Genomic DNA, 17,574 nt, shown 5'->3' with positions numbered 1-17,574 from the left:
ATGGATCACTGTGGCCGCTGGCTTGCCACCCGGCACTGACAGCGGCCGGTCGCGTCAGGCCGTACGGCCGTCCTGCGGCGGGTCGAAGTTGAGCCGTTCCTTCACCACCGGGAAACCGGCCTTCGTGAAGTTCGCGGCCATGGGGAAGTTGCCCTGGTCCGTGGCGGCGGCGATGAAGTCCGCGCCCTGACCGGCCAGGAAGTGCGTGCACTCGGCCAGGAGGTCGTAGGCGTAGCCGTGGCCGCGCTGGTCGGGCAGGACCCCGATGAAGCCGATGCACGGGCCCGTCGGATTGTGGGCCGGGATGTGGATGCCGACCGGTTCGCCCTGCGGTGTGTACGCGACCTGCCACCACTCGCGGGGCGAGGGGCACCAGTGGAAGAAGTCGAGTTCCTCCTGGGCCGCCTGGTCGAGTCCGCCCTGCTCGATGGCCTTCAGCGCGTGGGCGTCCAGCGTGACGGAGTGGATGCGGCGCAGCGCGTCGAAGAACACGGCGTCGTCCGGTTCGGCGCGGAACACCAGGCGCCCGGGCCGCTCGGGCAGACCGTGGTCCGGGGTCCACCGGTACAACAGGCGTTCCACCAGGAGGTCGTAGCCGGCCTTCCGTGCGGCGGTGAAGCGGGTCTCGGCCGCGGTGCGCAGGGCGGGGTCGTCGCGCCAGTCCTCGGGCAGGTTCAGTTCCAGTTCCACCTGCCAGGGGGCGGAGCGCAGGAGTGCGGCGCCCGCTTCCTCCTCGCCGTCCGCCACGTCGAACCAGTTGAGGTTGACGGGCTTGGTGTCGTCGGGGCCGCCCCACCAGGCGCCGCGGGCCACGACCCTGCCGTCGCGCAGGGCCACGCGCTTCCAGTCGGGGCGGTGCCGGGTCAGCCGGTGGCCCTCACGGGCGCCCAGCGGATCGGGCAGGGTGTCGAAGAGATCGGCGTCGCTCGCGTCGAGCGCGCGGATGACCACATCGGTCACGGAATTCCTCCGGGATGCATGCTGCGGAGAGCGCTCCCGGTGAGGTCAGTCGAGGCACGCCGGGATGAGGGGCAGGGAGCGCTGAAGGTGTGTGAACCGCACGGCTCTGCCCTCCTTCCACGGGTCTCGGGGCGTGACGCCGACACGCTACGGGATCGCAGACGGACCGTCCATCGCTTTTCTGACGCGGCTCAAGTGGCCCTCAAGAGGCGGTTGAGCGACCGCCGATGTCCCAAGTGGCGCCTCAAGCAAAGGTTTCTTGCGTGGCAGACGGGGGTTGGCGGGGGCGCTGCCCGTCCTAGGCCCCGTGACACGGATCCGCGAGGGCGTTCTCAAAAACGGACACCCTGGCCCCGGTGGCCCTGTCGGACAACGGGCCCGACGGCTTCACCGACTACGCGGTCGCCCTGGCCGGCGCCGACGGGGCTGCGGCTGCCCCTCACTCCGTTCTAGCGGGCCCGCGCCCCTTGCGGCCGCCGCCTGCGGCCGTCCGCGGCGGCGCGGGCCCGGAGTGCGGCGCCGGGTGGGGCGTAGCAGCGTGGTGGTGTGAGCAGTGCGCGCGCCCGGCTGCCGCGCCGGGGCAGGGACCGGGACCGGGATCTGGACCGGCGGGGCTGGCTGCGCGGCGCACCGCCGCCGGTCTGGGCGCGGATGCTGCCGTCCGTGCTGCTGGCGGGCGTGTGCACGGCGGAGCTGATCAGTCCGGAGCCGCTGGACATCGGCTTCCTGCTGGGTGCGATCCCGCCGCTGGCCGTGCTGGCGCACGGGCCGGTCGTGACGGCGGTGCTCGGCGCGCTGGCGGTGGTCGTGCTGACGGTGCCCGTCTTCCGTCTGGACAACCCCGGCAGCACCGATCTGCTGACCGTCTGCTTCGTGGCGGCGCTGAGCGTGCTGCTGTCGTTCGTGCGCAGCAGGCGTGACGCGCAGCTGGTCACCGAGCGGTCCGTCGCCGAGGTCGCGCAGCGGGCCGTGGTGCCGCCGCTGCCGGAGCGGGTCGGGCCGGTGCGGTGTGCGGGGCTGTACCGGGCCGCGCAGAGCGGGACGCTGGTCGGGGGCGACTTCTTCGACGTACGCGCGGGCCCCTACGGCGTACGGGCGGTCATGGGCGATGTGCAGGGGCACGGGCTGTCGGCGGTCGCCACGGTCGCGTCGCTGCTGGGGGCGTTCCGGGAGGCGGTGCTGGACCAGCCGGATCCGGAGGCGGTGGCGGCCCGGCTCGACCGGAGGCTGGCGGTGGACTCCGCGGGCGAGCCGCATGCCGAGTTGTTCGCGACGGCGGTGCTGCTGGACTTCTCCGCCGACGCGCGTGTGGTGCGGATCGTGGCGTGCGGGCAGGCCGGGCCGCTGTTGCTGCGGGACGGGCTGGCCGTCGAGCTGGACGTCGAGCCGTGCACGCCGCTGGGGCTGGGCCTCGCCGAGGTCACTCCGCCGAGGGTCGTCTCGGTGCGGCTGCGGGCCGGTGACCGGCTGTTCCTCGCGTCCGACGGTGTCACCGAGGCCAGGGACGCCGGCGGGGCCTTCTATCCCCTGGCCGAGCGGCTGCCGGGCCTCGCCGACGAGGACCCGGCCGCGCTGGCCGAGCGGGTGTGGACCGACCTGGTCCGGTACTGCCCGGACATCCGGGACGACGTCACGATGCTCGTGCTCGCGCCCCGTCCGCGGAGCGGGCTGCGCTGACGGCGGCGGAGTCGCACGGTCGTACGCACACGTGTGTGCGCATGGGAAAAGCTTCTGTCCGTCCGGCCGACTCCCTGCGGGCTCCCGGCGGGCTTGAGGTGGGCTTCCGGTTGGAGGGCTCGGCAGGGCTTCCTGTCAGCTCCCGGCCGGCCCCGGCGGACTTCCAGCCGACTCGTGGCCGGCATCGGCGGGGTCTTCCGAGCGCCTCCCGGCTGGCTTCCTGCAGGCTTCGGGCGCTCCTCCGGTGAGGGTCTCGGCAGGGCATCTGGCGAGCTGCCGGTGAAGGTTCCGGTGGGGAGACCGGGACCCCCGCGCGGAAATCACGCCCGCCTTCCGGCCGCCACCGGGCCGGCTCCCGGCCGGCTTCTGGGGACTTCCAGCCAGCTCCCGGAGGGAGTTCCGGTCGGCCGCCGGTGGGACGCTCGGCCGAGGGCCGGCTGGATTCCGACGGGATCCCTCGGCGGGTTTCCCGCGAGCTGGTGGGGGGCCGGCGCAGCGGCCGGGGCTCTCCGGATGCACGCTGGGCTCCCGCGTTGAATGGTGATATCGGACCCGATTTTCCGCACCGGGGCCGCACCAGCGATCCGGACCCTAGGAGCAGAGAACATGTCGACGTCACAGCCCCACGCGTCCCGGCCGCCCGAGGACAGCACCACCCCGGACCGCCTGCTCCACGCCCGCACCGGCACCGACGTGTCACCGGAGGACCTCGTCCTCGCCTCAGGCAAGGACCTCACCCCGCGCAACCTGGAATGGGCCAAGCGCAAGCTGGCAGCGGAGGGCCCGGCCGCGCTGGAGAAGCTGCTGCCGTAGCCCTTCCCCGCAGGGCGTCGCGCGTCACACGGCTCTCCATGACGCGCGACGCCCTGCGGGTCACGCCCTGTCGTCGTCCTCCGGCAGGTCGCTGTCGTCCTCCACCACGTGTACCGCCGCCTCCTCCGCACCGGCCGCGCCCCCGTCGATGCCGACGTCCGTCGCGACGGTCTCCTTCGTCGTGTCGGGGTGGGCGCCCTCGTCCGGGGCGACCAGGCGGCCCGCACGTTCGGTGCCCGCTTCCGGGTCGACCGGTTCGCCGTCGCTGTCGAGGCTGTCGCCCACGCCGTCCCCGGCGGGCTCGGCGGACACGTCGGGGACCTCCTGGGAGAGGCGTTCGTCGAGGGTCTCGCCGTCGTGCTGCTCGGCGGCGGTGGTGCCGCGCTTGGTGACGCCGAGCGGCTTCTCCGGCGGGGAGTAGCCCTCGTCGAGGGTGTCGTCGTAGGTCCGTTCGTCGACGGCGTCCTGGAGGTCCAGCGGCGCGGCGTCCTCCTGCTCCTCGTTGCTCCCGGTGGGCTGGTACGCGTCGTCCGCCATCGGTTCGGGGCGCATCGGTTCCGTGCCCATCACTTCTGCCTCCCTGTCGCGCTGCGTCGACTCGTTCGTCTCACGTGCCCGTTCCGCGTTTCCCGTTACGCGGGCTCTAACCTCGGCGGACGCATCACCCTGCGGTAGGTTCGCCGTCCGGGAGGGCGTCATGACTGATGAGGGCCTGTACGAGGACGACGACGTGGTCCGGCGGTCCGAGCGCGTGGCGCGGGCCGGCTGGATCGCGATCGCCGCGGTGACGGGGGTGCTCGGCTGCGCGGTGGCCGTCGTCCTCCTGGCGGTGGCCCTCGCGTTCGGGTACGCCGTCGCCGTCATGGAGTGACACCGCCTCCCGGCCGGGCCAGGTCCCCTGTCCACTTCTCCTCGATGCGCGCGAACCTCCACACCAGCAGCGCCACCACCCAGGTGGCGACGAAGAGCCCTACGACGACGTAACCGAGGACGTTGAGGTCGAGGCCGGCGATCCAGTCCCAGAAGGGACCGTGCAGGCCGAGCCGCTCCACGAGCAGGCCGAGGAGTTCGACGGTCCCGATGAGCAGGGCCACGGCGACGGACAGGCCGGTGATCGTGAGGTTGTAGTAGACCTTGCGGACCGGCTTGGAGAAGGCCCAGCCATAGGCGAAGTTCATGAACGTGCCGTCGATGGTGTCGAGGAGGCACATCCCGGCGGCGAACAGGACGGGCAGGCACAGGATCGCGTACCAGGGCAGGCCGGAGGCGGCGCCGGAGCCGGCCAGGACGAGCAGGGCGATCTCGGTGGCGGTGTCGAAGCCGAGGCCGAAGAGGACGCCCAGCGGGTACACCTGCCCGGGTTTGGAGACCGACTTCATGACACGGCCCAGGAGGCGGTTCATGAAGCCGCGGTTGTTCAGCTGCTCCTCCAGGGCGGCCTCGTCGTAGTGGCCCGAGCGCATGCTGCGGAACACCTTCCAGATGCCGGCGAGGACGACGAGGTTGACGGCCGCGATGAGGTAGAGGAACGTCCCGGAGACGGTCGTACCGATCAGGCCGGTGACGTCGTGCAGCGCGGAGCCGTCGTCGCGCACCGGTCCGGCCAGGGTCTTCACGCCGAGGGTGAGCAGGAAGGCCAGGACGAAGACGACGCTGGAGTGGCCGAGGGAGAACCAGAAGCCGACCGACAGCGGGCGCTGCCCCTCGCCCATCAGCTTGCGGGTGGTGTTGTCGATGGCGGCGATGTGGTCGGCGTCGAAGGCGTGCCGCATGCCGAGCGTGTACGCGGTGACGCCGATGCCGACGCCGAAGGTCTGTGTGCCGATGGTGCGGTGCTCGGGGGCGACGATCGCGACGAGGGTGAACCAGCCGATCACGTGCAGGGCCACGATGACCGCGGCCATCCCCCCGACCCTGGTCCACTCCTGCCGCGTCATGGAGGTGCGGACGCGGTGCCGGGCCGTGCGCTGGGCGGAAGCCGTGGCGGGGAGGGGCGGAGTGGACTCAGGGGCGGCCGTCATCGGGGGGAAGGTCCTTCTGTCGGACGGACGGCTGCGGGAAACAGCCTCGCGCCATCCTCCGGCACCTGCAACACATGTGCAGTAAAGCCCGCGACAGGTCTTGTCCATGGAACCGAAAACTCCGCGGGGGAACCGAAAACTCCGCGGGACCGGGCGCCCCACGGTGGGGTGTCACACGCCCCCGCGGCGGTATGTCACACCGCGGCGTTCGGTCCGTCCGGCCGGCTGCGGCGCTGCTCGACCATCTCGCGACTGAGCTCCTCCGTCTCCGCCTCCGGCAGCCGCTCGAATCCGTCCTCGGTGATGACGGACACGACGGGGTAGATACGGCGGGTGATGTCCGGGCCGCCGGTCGCGGAGTCGTCGTCGGCCGCGTCGTACAGCGCCTGGAGCGCGGCCAGGGCCGCCTCGCGCCGGGACATGCCCGGGCGGAACAGTTTCTTCAACGCGCCCCGGGCGTACGGCGAGCCGGAGCCCTCGGCGTGGAAGCCGAACTTCTCGTAGCGGCCGCCGGCGACGTCGAAGCCGAAGATGCGGCCGCGCCCGCCCTCGTCAGCCGCGGGGTCGTAGCCGGCGAGCAGCGGGACGACGGCGAGGCCCTGCATGGCCTGGCCCAGGTTGTCCCGGATCATCGTGGCCAGCCGGGTCGCCTTCGCGGCGAGGGTCATGGGGATGCCCTCGACCTTCTCGAAGTGCGTCAGCTCGACCTGATAGAGCTTCACCAGGTCCAGCGCGAGCCCGACGGAACCGGCGAAGGCCACCGCGGTGTGGTCGTCGGCGGGGTGTACCTTCTCCAGGTCCCGCTGGGCGATGAGATTCCCCATCGTCGCCCGCCGGTCGCCCGCGATCAGCACGCCGTCGCCGTAGGTGAGGGCCAGCACGGTGGTGCCGTGCGGGGCGCCCTCGGCGCGGACGCCGTCCGGGAGGATCCTGCGGGTGCTCAGCAGTTCGGGGCGGTGGGCCGCCAGGAACTCGGTGAAGGACGAGGAGCCGGGTGTGAAGAACTCCTCCCCCAGCCGGCCCTCGTGGTCGTTCCCCGTCATGGCGTTCCCCCCTCGTCCGTGACCGTCAACCGACTCCTACCTGAACAGGGTGGGCGGGAAACGCGAGTTGGGGCGGGAGCGCCGTGCGGCGTCAGGGGCCGGTCCGCCGTGCGGGCGGTGCGACGCGGACGTCCAGGTTCGAGATCCGGTGGACGGGCCAGGTGCGGGCGTAGCCCGGCGGTGTGCCGCCGGCCGGGGTGAGGTGGGCGACCGGGAGGCGCTGCGCGGTGCGCAGGACGGCCGCCGGGGTGGTGTTCTCGTTGTGGCCGGCGGTCGCGCCCGAGGAGCAGCCGGCGTAGTAGCCGATCGGGAGGGCGTTGTGGCCGGTGAGCAGGCAGGGCGGGCGGACGCCGAGGCGGTGGAGCGCGCCGGCGGTGCGGTCCCAGTCGCGGCGGCTGTCGGTGTTGCGGGCCACGGTGCGTTCCAGGACGGCGACCTGCACCGCCAGATGCCCGGCCAGGCCGAGCGCGACCAGGGCGGCGGCCACCGGGCGCCACTTCCCGCCCGGGGCCCTGACCAGGTGCCACAGGGCGTCGGCGACCGGGATCGCGAGCAGCGCGTAGGTCGGCTGGAGGAAGCGGGGCGCCGCGTAGCCGATCATGAACAGGTACGGGAGGGCTGCCGTGGCGGCGCAGACCAGCGGGACGAGCGTCCGTCCCAGGCGCCGGGCCCGGGCCGCGACCACGAGACCGAGGCCGGCCAGCACCGGCAGGACGAACCACCAGACGGTGACCAGGGGATGGGGCATCGAGCCGGTGCACGGCCGGCACAGGGCCCGTCCGCCCAGGCTGCGCAGCTGGTCGTCGACGGCGATCTGCCAGCCCAGTCCGCCCTGGATACGGGAGGCGTCGGACAGCCGCTGCCCGAGGCCGCCGTGCCCGACGTAGGCCTCGATCACCCACGGGACGGCGCCCGCCGCGAGGCCTGCCACGAGCACGAGCAGGAGCCGCCAGTGGCGGCGCACCAGGGTGATGGCGAGCAGCGGCACGGTCACCCAGACCGCGTCGGTGGGCCGCATCCACGCCATGAGGGCGGCGCCCGCCGCGATGCCCCACAGCGCCGCTCGAGCGGAACGCTGCGCCCGGGCCCGCAGGAAGCAGCCCACACTGATCAGGGCGCCGATCGCGACCCAGTAGTTGGGCATGGCCTGCGGACCGTAGAAGAGGGTCACCCACAGGGAGGCGAAAAGGGCGCCGCCGACGACCAGGACCCGGGTCGGGAACAGGCCCCGCCAGGCGCGCAGGGCCAGGAAGAGGGCGAGGCCGGAGAGCAGGGCGAGGTAGACGCGCAGCAGCGGGATCGACGACGACCAGGACGCGACGGGCGCCACGAGCAGCGAGACGCCCCGGGAGCGCGGTGCGCTGAAGAAGGCCGCCGGAGTGTGGGAGGTGACCTGGCTGACGTAGACGATCTCGTCCCAGCCGAGGCCGAGGATGGGCCGGACGAGGACGAGCTGGGCGACGGTGAAGACGGCGGCCACCGCGGCGAGCGGTCCGTCGACGCGTGTCCCGCGAGTGGCGCCCGAGGCGGCCGCCTGTTCGCGTCTTCGCATACGAACGAGGATGGCGTTCGCGCCGTCGGACATCGTCCACCCCTTACCCCCTACGCGTCGTAGGGCCGCCAGGGCCTCCGCGGCCCGCGGGCCGGACGCGGAGGTCCGATAATCGGAAAACACGGCCAAGCTAACCCGCGGGGTGGGGACGTGCAGAGCGGATTACGGCCAAGTGGCTGACGCGGTCCGGGGAGTCAGCGGGCGTTCGGGGCGCGGTGCGGTGGCTGGCTCGGGGCCGAACGCTGGGTCAACGGGGGAACGGGGCGGGTGACGGGGGCGTCCTCACGCACCGTCACCTCGGTGCCGTGGTGACGGATCGTCAAGGGCGGGCCCGAGCGCAGGGTGTAGGTGGCCTGCCCGGCCGTCAGCTCCACCCGCAGGCACCGGCCGAGGAACCCCACCGTGAAGGCCAGCCGGCTGTACCTCTCGGGCAGGCGGGGCGCGAACCGCAGGCCGCCGTCGACGCACCGCATACCGCCGAACCCGGCGACCAGCGCCATCCAGGTACCGGCCAGCGAGGCGATGTGCAGCCCGTCGCGGGTGTTGTGCTCCAGGTCCCCGAGGTCCATCAGGGCGGCCTCGGCCGTGTAGGCGCAGGCCAGGTCCAGGTGGCCGGTCCGGGCGGCCATGACGGCCTGGACACAGGCCGACAGGGAGGAGTCCCGTACGGTCAGCGGCTCGTAGTAGGCGAAGTTGCGGGCGATCTGCTCCTCGTCGAAGTACTCCTCGAAGAAGCTGCCGCAGGTGTACATCGCCAGCACCAGGTCCGCCTGCTTGATCACCTGCTTGCGGTACAGGTCGAAGTACGGGAAGTGGAGCATCAGCGGGTACTGGTCCGGGCCGGTGCGGTCGAAGTCCCAGCGCTGGTAGCGGGTGAAGCCGGCGTGCTGTTCGTGCACGCCGAGCTCCTCGTTGTAGGGGACGTGCACGGCTTCGGCGGCGTCCCGCCAGGCGGCCGTCTCCTCCTCGTCGGCGCCGAGCCGGGCCGCCTCGTCGGGGTGGCGTTTGCAGGCGTCGGCGGCGGCCAGCAGGTTCGCCCGGGCCATGAGGTTGGTGTACGTGTTGTCGTCGGCGATCGCGCTGTACTCGTCCGGTCCGGTGACGCCGTCGATGTGGAAGACGCCCCGGTCGTCGTGGTGGCCGAGGGAGCGCCACAGGCGGGCGGTCTCCACCAGCAGCTCCACGCCCACCTCGCGCTCGAACTCCTCGTCTCCGGTGGCCGCCACGTACCGCACCACGGCGTCCGCGATGTCGGCGCCGACGTGGAAGGCGGCCGTGCCGGCCGGCCAGTACGCGGAGCCTTCCGAGCCCTCGATGGTGCGCCAGGGGAACGCGGCGCCGCGCAGGCCGAGCTGGGCCGCGCGCTCGCGGGCGGCGGGCAGGGTGTCGAGGCGCCAGCGCAGGGCCTCGGCGGCCGCGGCCGGCGCGGTGTAGGTCAGCACCGGCAACACGAACGCCTCGGTGTCCCAGAAGGCGTGGCCGTCGTAGCCGGAGCCGGTGAGTCCCTTGGCGGGGATGGCGCGCTGTTCGGCGCGGGCGCCGGCCTGGAGGACGTGGAAGAGGGCGAAGCGGACGGCCTGCTGGATCTCCTCGTCGCCGTCGATCTCGACGTCGGCGCGCGCCCAGAAGTCGTCGAGGTAGGCCCGCTGGTCCTTCAGGAGCCCCCACCAGCCGCTGTGCGCGGCCGCCGCCAGGGCAGCCTCGACCTGGTCGCTCATCGCGGGCCGGGAGCGGGCGCCGGACCAGCCGTGCGCGACGAGCTTCTCCACCCGTAGCCGCTCCCCCGGCTCCAGGACGGAGGTGACGGTCAGCCGGGCCACGTCCACGTTGCTCTCGCTGCTGGTCGTGGTCCGTTCCGGGCCGGTGACGAGGTGGTCGGCGGCCACGGCGACCCTGAGGCCGCTGCGCCGGGTGCGGTGGACCAGGCGCAGCCGGCTGCCCGAGGCGAGGTCCTCCTCCGGTTCCAGCGGCGACTTCAGCGCCCGTGCGGCGCGCGGGTCGCCGTCCGGCCCGGGCAGGCTCTCGTTGGCGACGAGCTCCGACTGGACGACCACGCGGGTACGGCTGTCGACGGGCTCCACCTCGTACGCCACGGCGGCGATCGCCCGCTGGGTCAGGGACACCAGCCGCGTGGAGCGCACCCGGACCGTCGAGCCGGCCGGGGAGGTCCACTCGCAGACCCGTTCCAGCACGCCGCGCCGCAGGTCCAAGGTCCGTTCATGGGTGACGAGGCGTCCGTAGCGCAGGTCGAACGGCTCGTCGTCGACCAGCAGCCGCAGCACCTTGCCGTTGGTAACGTCGATGGAGGTCTGGCCGGACTCGGGATAGCCGTATCCGGCCTCGGCGTACGGCAGCGGGTGCAGTTCGTGGACGCCGTTGAGGTAGGAGCCGGGCAGGCCGTGCGGTTCGCCCTCGTCGAGGTTGCCGCGCCAGCCGACGTGGCCGTTGGACAGGGCGAACACGGACTCGCTCTGTGCCAGGAGGTCGAGGTTGAGCTCCGTCTCGCGCACCGTCCAGGGTTCGACGTCGAACGCCCGCTGTGTGATCACTCCGTGTCCCCCAGTTCGGCGAGGTCCTTCACCACGACGTCGGCGCCGTGTGTGTACAGCGCGTCGGTCTGTCCCACGCGGTCGACGCCGACGACGTACCCGAAACGGCCCGCGCGGCCCGCGTCCATGCCGGCCAGGGCGTCCTCGAAGACGGCTGCCTCGGTCGGTTCGACGCCGAGGTCCTCGGCGGCGGCCAGGAACGTGTCGGGGCGCGGTTTGCCGGGCAGCTTGCGCTCGGCGGCGACCACACCGTCGATCCGTACGTCGAAGAAGTGCTCGGCGCCGATCGAGCGCAGCACGTCCCGGCAGTTGGCGCTGGAGGAGACGATGGCGGTGCTCAGGCCGAGGGCGCGGACGGCCTCCAGATAGCGCAGGGTGCCGTCGTAGGCCTCGACGCCCTCGGTGCGGATCTTGTCGAGGACCAGCTCGTTCTTGCGGTTGCCGAGTCCGTGCACGGTCTGTGCTCCGGGTGGGTCGTCGGGGTCGCCGTCGGGCAGGTCGATGCCGCGGGACGCGAGGAAGGTGCGCACGCCGTCGGCCCGTGGCAGGCCGTCGACGTACTCGTCGTAGTCGGACGCGTCGAACGGCCGGAAGTCCGCGCCGTCGCGCTCGCGCAGGAAGGCGTCGAACATCTCCTTCCAGGCGGCCGCGTGCACGACGGCCGTCTTGGTGACGACACCGTCGAGGTCGAAGAGGCAGGCGTGGATGTCTTCGGGGAGTCCGAGCTGCGTCATACAGGTCCGGTTCCCCGGCCCGCGGTGTCCAGTGAGTGGCGCACACCACACTGTTGGGGCACGAGGAGTGCGGGACTCTCGACGCCCGAGCCCGGACGCCGGTGACACACTCTCCTGCGTGCCAATCACCTTCGACGACCTCGTCCGCCGTGCCCGGGTCCTGCCTCAGGCCGGCCGGCGCGCGATCCTCGGTATCACCGGCAGCCCCGGCGCGGGCAAGTCGACGCTCGCCGAACGGCTGGTGCGGGAACTGAACGGATCCGGCGACCCGTGGGTGGCGCACGTCCCCATGGACGGCTTCCATCTCGCCGACGCCGAACTGGAGCGGCTCGGCCGCCGGGACCGCAAGGGCGCGCCCGACACGTTCGACGCGGCCGGGTACGCGGCGCTGCTGCGGCGGCTGCGCGAGGAAACGCATGACGACGTCGTGTACGCGCCCGGCTTCGAACGCGTCCTGGAGCAGCCGATCGCGGGGGCGATCCCGGTGCCGCCGACGGCCCGGCTCGTCGTGACCGAGGGAAACTACCTCCTGCTGGAGACCGGCGCCTGGGCCCGGGTCCACCGCTGGCTCGACGAGGTGTGGTTCTGCGAACTCCCCGAGCCGGAGCGGCTGCGGCGACTGGTCGCCCGGCACGAGGAGTTCGGCAAGAGCCACGAGGAGGCCGTGGCGTGGGTGATGCGCTCGGACCAGCGCAACGCCGAACTGGTCGCCACGACCCGGGACCGGGCCGACCTCGTCGTGCCTCAGTCCGCGCTGCCGTGTGTGGACGCGCAGGGGTGACCGGCCGGCGGGGTCAGCGCCCGAGCGTGAGCTCCGGTTCCGCGTCCGCGCCGCCCGCCGCGTCGCCGATCACGGCCGTGAACGCCTCGGTACGGACCGTCAGGGCCGTTCCGTCGCGCTCGAACCTGGGCGTGAACGCGCTGTCGTCCCGGCCGTAGCGCACGGCGAAGACGTGCAGGTCCTCGGGTGCGCCGGGGGCCGGTCCGGCTTCCAAGGCGGTCGAGGCGACCAGGTGGCGCCAGCCCTCGTCGGGGTTGCCGTAGCCGCGCGGGTCGGCGGCCAGGGCGAAGGCGGCCTGCTCCTGGGTGGTGTCCGTGCGGGCGTCGAAGTGGTGCGGGTCGTCCGGGCTCGGATGCGTCAGCCGCAGTGGGCCCGCCGACGTCGCCCGGGGCTCCGATGTCCGGCGTACCCGGTCGCCGTCGTCGGCGGCGTAGGGCAGGCCGGCGAGCAGGTACGGCGTGCCCGGGAGCCGTTCCACGGCGACCGTCGTCCACAGGCTCGTGCCGTCGGTGACGTACAGGGACCGGACGTGGCGCAGGACGTGGTCGCGGCCCACGACCGGCTTGGTGACCAGCTTGGCCGTCAGTCCGTCGGCGGTCACGTCCCGGACGCGGACCTCGCCCATCGGGCGGGACAGCAGGAAGCCGTCGGTCACGGGGCCGAAGCCGTGCTGGCGGTTGACGGCGGCCGGCAGGTAGTAGGTGCCCGCGGCCTCGACCAGCGAGGGCGTCATGCGGTCGTCGAAGGCCACCGACACCGAGCCGGCGCGCAGTTGGTGCCGGGCGGCGACCGTGGCCGGGGCGCGGTGCCAGCGCGTGGTGTCCTGGATCTGCCAGACCAGCATCCACGCGAAGTGCCCGTCGACCCCGCCGTCCGCCTTGCACGCGTGCCGGGCCCAGCGGCTGTCGCCCCGGTAGCGGCCCAGGTCGGAGCCGATGCGGGCGCTGAAGTAGCGCAGGCCCAGCACCGACTCGAAGGCGGAGTGCTGCTCGCTGTAGCGCGGGCCGCCGTTGTCGAAGCCGCCGCTCGTCAGGCGGGCGTCGATGTAGCGGGCGAGCGCGTCGCCGTCCTCGGCGAAGATCTCCTCGCCGCTGACCCGGTGGGCCTGGGCGAGGAAGGACAGGGAGATCGGGCCGTAGTTGTTGTCATAGGCGCCGCCGTGCTCGGGCGGCAGGAGCGCGCCGCGGTCGCGGACCCGGTGGGCGCGGATCTCGTCCTCGTACAGCCGCATGGCGCGCCGTCGCACCGACTCGCTGTCCGAGGGCGGCAGGTGCCGGGCCAGCATCAGGCCGCCGACCACGCAGCCGATCGCCTGGTTGCCGGCCTCCTGCGGGTTGAAGAACGTCACCTCCGTCAGCCAGCGCCAGTAGCCGTGCGCCACCTCGACGAGCCGGGCGCGCTGTCCGTCCTCGACCAGGCCATTCGCCGCGTCCAGCACGTTCACCGCCTGGAGCAGGGCCCACACCGTGCTCGGCCAGTCGCCGATGGGGTGGGCGCCGGCCGCCAGGGTGTAACGGGCGTACGGCAGGCCCGAGTCGCGCGCCTTCAGGTTGGGGTAGCCGGGGTTGTCCTCGGTGTAGACGCGCTCGTCGAGGTGGAAGGCGAGACTGCGGCGCACCGCCTCCGGCAGGCGGGGGTCCTTGGTGCGCTGCCAGGCGAGGGCGAGCAGGGAGGTGACGCCGAGGGAGGTGTCGCCGATGTCGTCGACGCAGTCGGGGTGTTCGAGGTTGCCCTCCGGCGTCATGCGGGCCAGGGCCTGCTCGGTGACGTCGGCGAGGACGGCGTCGTACGCCTGAGGGGTGTCGGGGAGGTCGTGCAACGGGCCGCGCTGGTGAGGGAGGTGCACGGGTGGATCAGCCCTTCATGCCTGAGGTGGCCATGATATGGATCGTCGGGGTCACACGACAGGTGCGGGCCGGCGGGCGCGCAGTGCGACGGTCAGCGTGTGCGGGCCATGTCCACCGACGTAGACGCGGTTCCCGGTCGTGGCATCGGTGCCGCCCACCACGGTGTAGTCCTGACCCGGGTCGTACCGCAGGACGTCGCTCCGGTCCGGCCCGGCCAGTGGTTCGCCTGCCTCAACGCCGGCCTCGATCCGGATCTCGTCGTCACCGACCCGGTAGGTCATCGGCCCGGTGGTCAGGCACCAGCGCCCGTCGCCGATCGGTACGGCGCCCTCCGGCACGCCTCCCGGCCGGAAGGTCAGTTCGAGGGCCCAGGGCACCCGTGGTCCGCTCATGTCGATCCGCAGGTCGGCACCGTCCTCCCTCAGGTCCACCTCGACGCGGGTCGTGTGGGAGATCTCGTCCCCAGGCCGGTCCGGGAAGGCCATCGCGGCCGAGAAGCGTCCCTCGTCCGCCATCCGATAGGCGCCGTCGTCCCGTCGCCGGCCCGGTGGGAGCGGCTGGTAGTAGGCGGCCGAGAGGGTTTCGGTGAGCCGGTAGCGGCTGTCGGCGAGCCCTTGCATGTCGGCGGCACGGAACGGGCCCAGGTCGAAGAATCCCCGTGAGAGGCGGACCGCGTCGAGGACCGCGTCGCCGGCGAACAGGCGCAGGAAGGTGGGATTGCAGGCGAGGCCCGAGCGGATGCGCCGGTGCTCGGGCACGTCGGAGCCGCCGTACACCACCGTGTGCGCGGTGGCCGAGGCGCGTGCGGCGAGGCCCGCGGTGGTGATGTACCTCTCGCGCGGAAGCGCCTGTGCGGCCGGTGTCGGCAGGACGCGGCACAGGTCCGGGGTGAGGAGGGTCTCGGCGAGCAGGCCGGGGTCGTCGATGCCGCCGGCGGCCGCCTGCCGCGCGGCCCGGCTGAAGTCGCCCCGGCCGGTGCGGATCGCGAGCAGCCGATAGTGCGGCAGGTAGGGCGCGAGCGGGAACGGGTGGTGCTGGTCCTGCCGTCGCGAGTGGACGGTCTCCACCGTGCCGTCCGGCCTGACGAGGTCCAGGGTCGTGGCGAGATTGCGTTCGACTGCGTCCGGCAGGTCGGCGCGGCCGAGCACGTCGGCGAGCAGCAGCAGCGAAGGGTTGGACACGTGGGCCGCGTAGTTGGCGCTCCGTTCCGAGTACAGGCCCTCCGCGTCGATGTCGACGCCCTCGGCGAGCCACTCCTCGACACGGTCGAGCAGCCGGTCGTCGGGGAACGACCGGTGCAAGCGGGCCAGCGCCGCGCACAGCTCCCAGCGGTGGTTCGGGGTGTGCACCCCACCGGTCAGGAGACTTTCGCAGGCGGCGCCGGCGATCTCGGCGAGCGCGGCCGTGACGTCACGCAGTTCCGGCCCCGCGCCCGCGGCGAGGACGTGCGCGTCGCACACGTCGTTGACGGTGAACGCGGAGTCCGGCGGTGACTGCACGTTGTCGCCGCCGGCGAAGAGACCGGTGGTGGTCTGCGCGGCCCGGAGGGCGGCGAGGTGGGTCGTCGCGGCGGCGACGGCCTGACTGCTGCCGTGCAGCGCCGAGTCCGGGGAACGGTACGCCGCGACCAGAGTCTTCACCCGGCGCGCCAGAGCGCGGTGGGGCACACCGGCGGGTTCTTCGCCGGGGCGGGCCGCCAGCGGGGCGGCCGACCGGTCGGCGGCGCCGGCCACCGCGCGGACGAACTCGTGGTCGAGCGGGGTGGGCAAGGTCAGTCCTTCAGTCCGGCATTGATGTTGGCGTTCATGACATAACGCTGGAACACCAGGAAGACGACGATCAAAGGGATCATGGAGATGACCGATCCGCCGAGCACCACCGACCAGTTGATGTTCTGCGCCCCGACGAGGCTCTGGATGCCGATCTGCACGGTGAACTTCTCGGGGTCGTTGAGCATCAGCAGCGGCCAGATGTAGTCGTTCCACCGCCACTGGAACGACAGGATGGCGAGCGTCAGCATGATGGGCCGGGAGATCGGCACCATGATCCGCAGGAAGATCGACAGCTCACGCGCCCCGTCGATGCGGGCGGCCTCGATGAGCTCGTCGGGGACCGTCAGGAAGAACTGGCGGAACATGAAGCATCCGGTCGCGGTGAGCACGGCCGGGAGGATGATGCCGGCGAGCGAGTTGTAGAGGCCGAGGTCGCGGACCACCAGGAACTGCGGGGCGAGCATGACCTCGCCCGGCAGCATCGTGGTGGCCAGGATGCCGACGAAGAAGACCTTGAGCCACTTGTTGTCGTACTTGGCCAGCGCGTACCCCGTGCAACAGCTGACTCCCACCGTGAGGATCGTCGCGATCACACACACGATGGTCGTGTTGATGAAGTACTGGGAGAAGTTGGCACTGTCCCACGCCGCCTTGTAACCCGACACGGTGGGGTCTTCCGGAAACAGCGTCAGCGGAAGGGAGAACAGGTCTCCCGCCGGCTTGAAGGAGCTGAGGACGAACCACAGCACCGGCAGCCCGTAGAGGGCCGCCAGGACCCACAGCAGTGTCGTCGGGGGCACCGCGCGCCGAAGCCCGCCGCCGACCGCGCCGCGGGGCCGCTTCCTGGAGACGGCCCGTGCGGAATCGGCGTCGGCCTTGCGCGGCATGTCTGTGGTTGTCATCGGTTCTCCACCCGCCGGTTGACCATCAGCTGGATGATCGCGACGGCCATCAGGATGAGCATGAGCACGAACGACGCGGCGCTCGCGTAGCCGATCTGGCCCGCTTTGAAGCCGGTCTGGTAGATGTACTGGACAAGCAGGTTGTTCGACGTGCCGGGGCCGCCGTTGTTGAGGGAGGCGAACAGCGGGTATTCCTTCATCCCGTGGATCGTGTTGAGCAGGATGACGATGAAGGACGTCGGCGCGATGCTCGGCAGGGTGATGCTGAAGAACTGGCGCCACGGACCGGCGCCGTCGAGCGCGGCCGCCTCGTAGTACGACGTCGGTACGTTCTTGATCGCCGCGATGAACAGCAGCATCGAGAAGCCCGTCCAGGCCCAGGATGCCGCCACCACGACCACGATCAGTGACAGGTCCGCGTTCGACTGCCACGGCACGGCGCTTCCGCCGACCTTCTCGATGAGGTAGTTGACCAGTCCGAAGTTCTCACCGAACAGCCACCGCCACAGGACACCCACGACGATGGGCGACAGAAGCCAGGGGATGAAGAAGAAGACGCGGGCGACCGACACGCCCTTGGCGTGCTTGCTCACCAGCACGTTGGCGACGAGCAGCGAGAACACGAAGTTCAGCGGGACGAAGAGCACCGTGTACAGCAGCGTCCGGCTCAGCGCGTCGAAGAAGGTGGAGTCCCCGAACAGGTGCTGGTAGTTGTCCAGTCCGACGAACTGGAACGCCCCCACGCCCGTGTAGTTCGTGAAGGAGTAGACGAGTCCGATCACCGCCGGCCAGAGGAAGAACAGCGCGAAGAGCACGGCGTTGGCCGCGATGAGGACGAGCGGCGCAAGGGTGTACTTACTGCGTCTCCTGGGCGGGCTCGCGGACACGTCCGGGGCGCGTTTGGTCATCTTCCTGACTCCGTG

At 72.0% G+C, this 17,574-nt stretch carries 15 protein-coding genes; 4 read left to right on the top strand and 11 right to left on the bottom strand.

The genetic code is table 11. The features are described from left to right. Positions 1-54 precede the first annotated feature (54 nt). Positions 55-960 (bottom strand): GNAT family N-acetyltransferase, encoded by a 906-nt coding sequence (locus PV963_RS41920; RefSeq protein WP_274821672.1) that lies wholly within the window; start codon positions 958-960, stop codon positions 55-57. Positions 961-1,611: 651 nt separating this feature from the next. Between PV963_RS41920 and PV963_RS41915 the strand changes: the two genes are divergently transcribed. Together PV963_RS41915 and PV963_RS41910 are read left to right on the top strand one after the other, a co-directional pair. Then, positions 1,612-2,637 (top strand): PP2C family protein-serine/threonine phosphatase, encoded by a 1,026-nt coding sequence (locus PV963_RS41915; protein ID WP_274822283.1) that lies wholly within the window; start codon positions 1,612-1,614, stop codon positions 2,635-2,637. Positions 2,638-3,243: 606 nt separating this feature from the next. Further along, positions 3,244-3,450, top strand: a complete 207-nt coding sequence (locus PV963_RS41910) for a hypothetical protein (protein WP_086605225.1) — start codon at positions 3,244-3,246, stop codon at positions 3,448-3,450. A gap of 60 nt (positions 3,451-3,510) precedes the next feature. Here the strand turns inward: PV963_RS41910 and PV963_RS41905 are convergent, their stop codons facing one another. Continuing rightward, positions 3,511-4,002, bottom strand: coding sequence for a DUF5709 domain-containing protein (locus tag PV963_RS41905; protein WP_274822281.1), 492 nt, complete (start codon positions 4,000-4,002; stop codon positions 3,511-3,513). A 145-nt stretch (positions 4,003-4,147) separates the two neighbouring features. Here PV963_RS41905 and PV963_RS41900 point away from each other — a divergent pair, with 145 nt between their 5' ends. Next, positions 4,148-4,321 (top strand): hypothetical protein, encoded by a 174-nt coding sequence (locus PV963_RS41900; protein ID WP_274821671.1) that lies wholly within the window; start codon positions 4,148-4,150, stop codon positions 4,319-4,321. Here PV963_RS41900 and PV963_RS41895 read toward each other — a convergent pair. From PV963_RS41895 to PV963_RS41875, 5 genes are all read right to left on the bottom strand, one after another. Then, complete coding sequence (locus PV963_RS41895; protein WP_274821670.1) at positions 4,311-5,471, bottom strand: HoxN/HupN/NixA family nickel/cobalt transporter; 1,161 nt, start codon at positions 5,469-5,471, stop codon at positions 4,311-4,313. The two genes, PV963_RS41900 and PV963_RS41895, sit on opposite strands and share 11 nt — an antisense overlap. A gap of 194 nt (positions 5,472-5,665) precedes the next feature. Further along, positions 5,666-6,514, bottom strand: a complete 849-nt coding sequence (prcB, locus tag PV963_RS41890; RefSeq protein ID WP_274821669.1) for a proteasome subunit beta — start codon at positions 6,512-6,514, stop codon at positions 5,666-5,668. A gap of 91 nt (positions 6,515-6,605) precedes the next feature. Next, positions 6,606-8,099, bottom strand: coding sequence for a hypothetical protein (locus tag PV963_RS41885; protein ID WP_274821668.1), 1,494 nt, complete (start codon positions 8,097-8,099; stop codon positions 6,606-6,608). Positions 8,100-8,260: 161 nt separating this feature from the next. Next, complete coding sequence (locus PV963_RS41880) at positions 8,261-10,615, bottom strand: glycoside hydrolase family 65 protein (protein WP_274821667.1); 2,355 nt, start codon at positions 10,613-10,615, stop codon at positions 8,261-8,263. Further along, on the bottom strand, positions 10,612-11,349 hold the full coding sequence (locus tag PV963_RS41875; protein ID WP_274821666.1) for an HAD family hydrolase: 738 nt from the start codon (positions 11,347-11,349) through the stop codon (positions 10,612-10,614). Before PV963_RS41875 ends, PV963_RS41880 begins: the two co-directional genes overlap by 4 nt. A 118-nt stretch (positions 11,350-11,467) precedes the next feature. Between PV963_RS41875 and PV963_RS41870 the strand changes: the two genes are divergently transcribed. After that, positions 11,468-12,130, top strand: coding sequence for a nucleoside/nucleotide kinase family protein (locus tag PV963_RS41870; RefSeq protein ID WP_274821665.1), 663 nt, complete (start codon positions 11,468-11,470; stop codon positions 12,128-12,130). A gap of 13 nt (positions 12,131-12,143) precedes the next feature. Here PV963_RS41870 and PV963_RS41865 read toward each other — a convergent pair whose 3' ends face one another. Genes PV963_RS41865 through PV963_RS41850 form a run of 4 tightly spaced genes read right to left on the bottom strand, consistent with a single transcriptional unit; the run spans position 12,144 to position 17,559 of the window. Next, complete coding sequence (locus PV963_RS41865; protein ID WP_274821664.1) at positions 12,144-13,976, bottom strand: hypothetical protein; 1,833 nt, start codon at positions 13,974-13,976, stop codon at positions 12,144-12,146. A gap of 51 nt (positions 13,977-14,027) precedes the next feature. Continuing rightward, positions 14,028-15,746 carry a hypothetical protein gene (locus PV963_RS41860; RefSeq protein WP_274821663.1) on the bottom strand — a complete coding sequence of 573 codons (1,719 nt, stop codon included), beginning with the start codon at positions 15,744-15,746 and terminating at the stop codon, positions 14,028-14,030. 2 nt (positions 15,747-15,748) lie between these two features. Continuing rightward, positions 15,749-16,651: a carbohydrate ABC transporter permease gene (locus tag PV963_RS41855; protein ID WP_274821662.1), complete on the bottom strand. Its 903-nt coding sequence runs from the start codon at positions 16,649-16,651 to the stop codon at positions 15,749-15,751. Beyond that, positions 16,648-17,559, bottom strand: coding sequence for a carbohydrate ABC transporter permease (locus tag PV963_RS41850; RefSeq protein ID WP_274821661.1), 912 nt, complete (start codon positions 17,557-17,559; stop codon positions 16,648-16,650). Before PV963_RS41850 ends, PV963_RS41855 begins: the two co-directional genes overlap by 4 nt. Between the last annotated feature and the right edge of the window lie 15 nt (positions 17,560-17,574).

The organism is Streptomyces coeruleorubidus (genome assembly GCF_028885415.1).
GTDB lineage: Bacteria > Actinomycetota > Actinomycetes > Streptomycetales > Streptomycetaceae > Streptomyces > Streptomyces coeruleorubidus_A.
The sequence above is the reverse complement of the archived record's forward strand: the minus strand, read 5'-3'. Positions and strand labels throughout refer to the sequence as shown.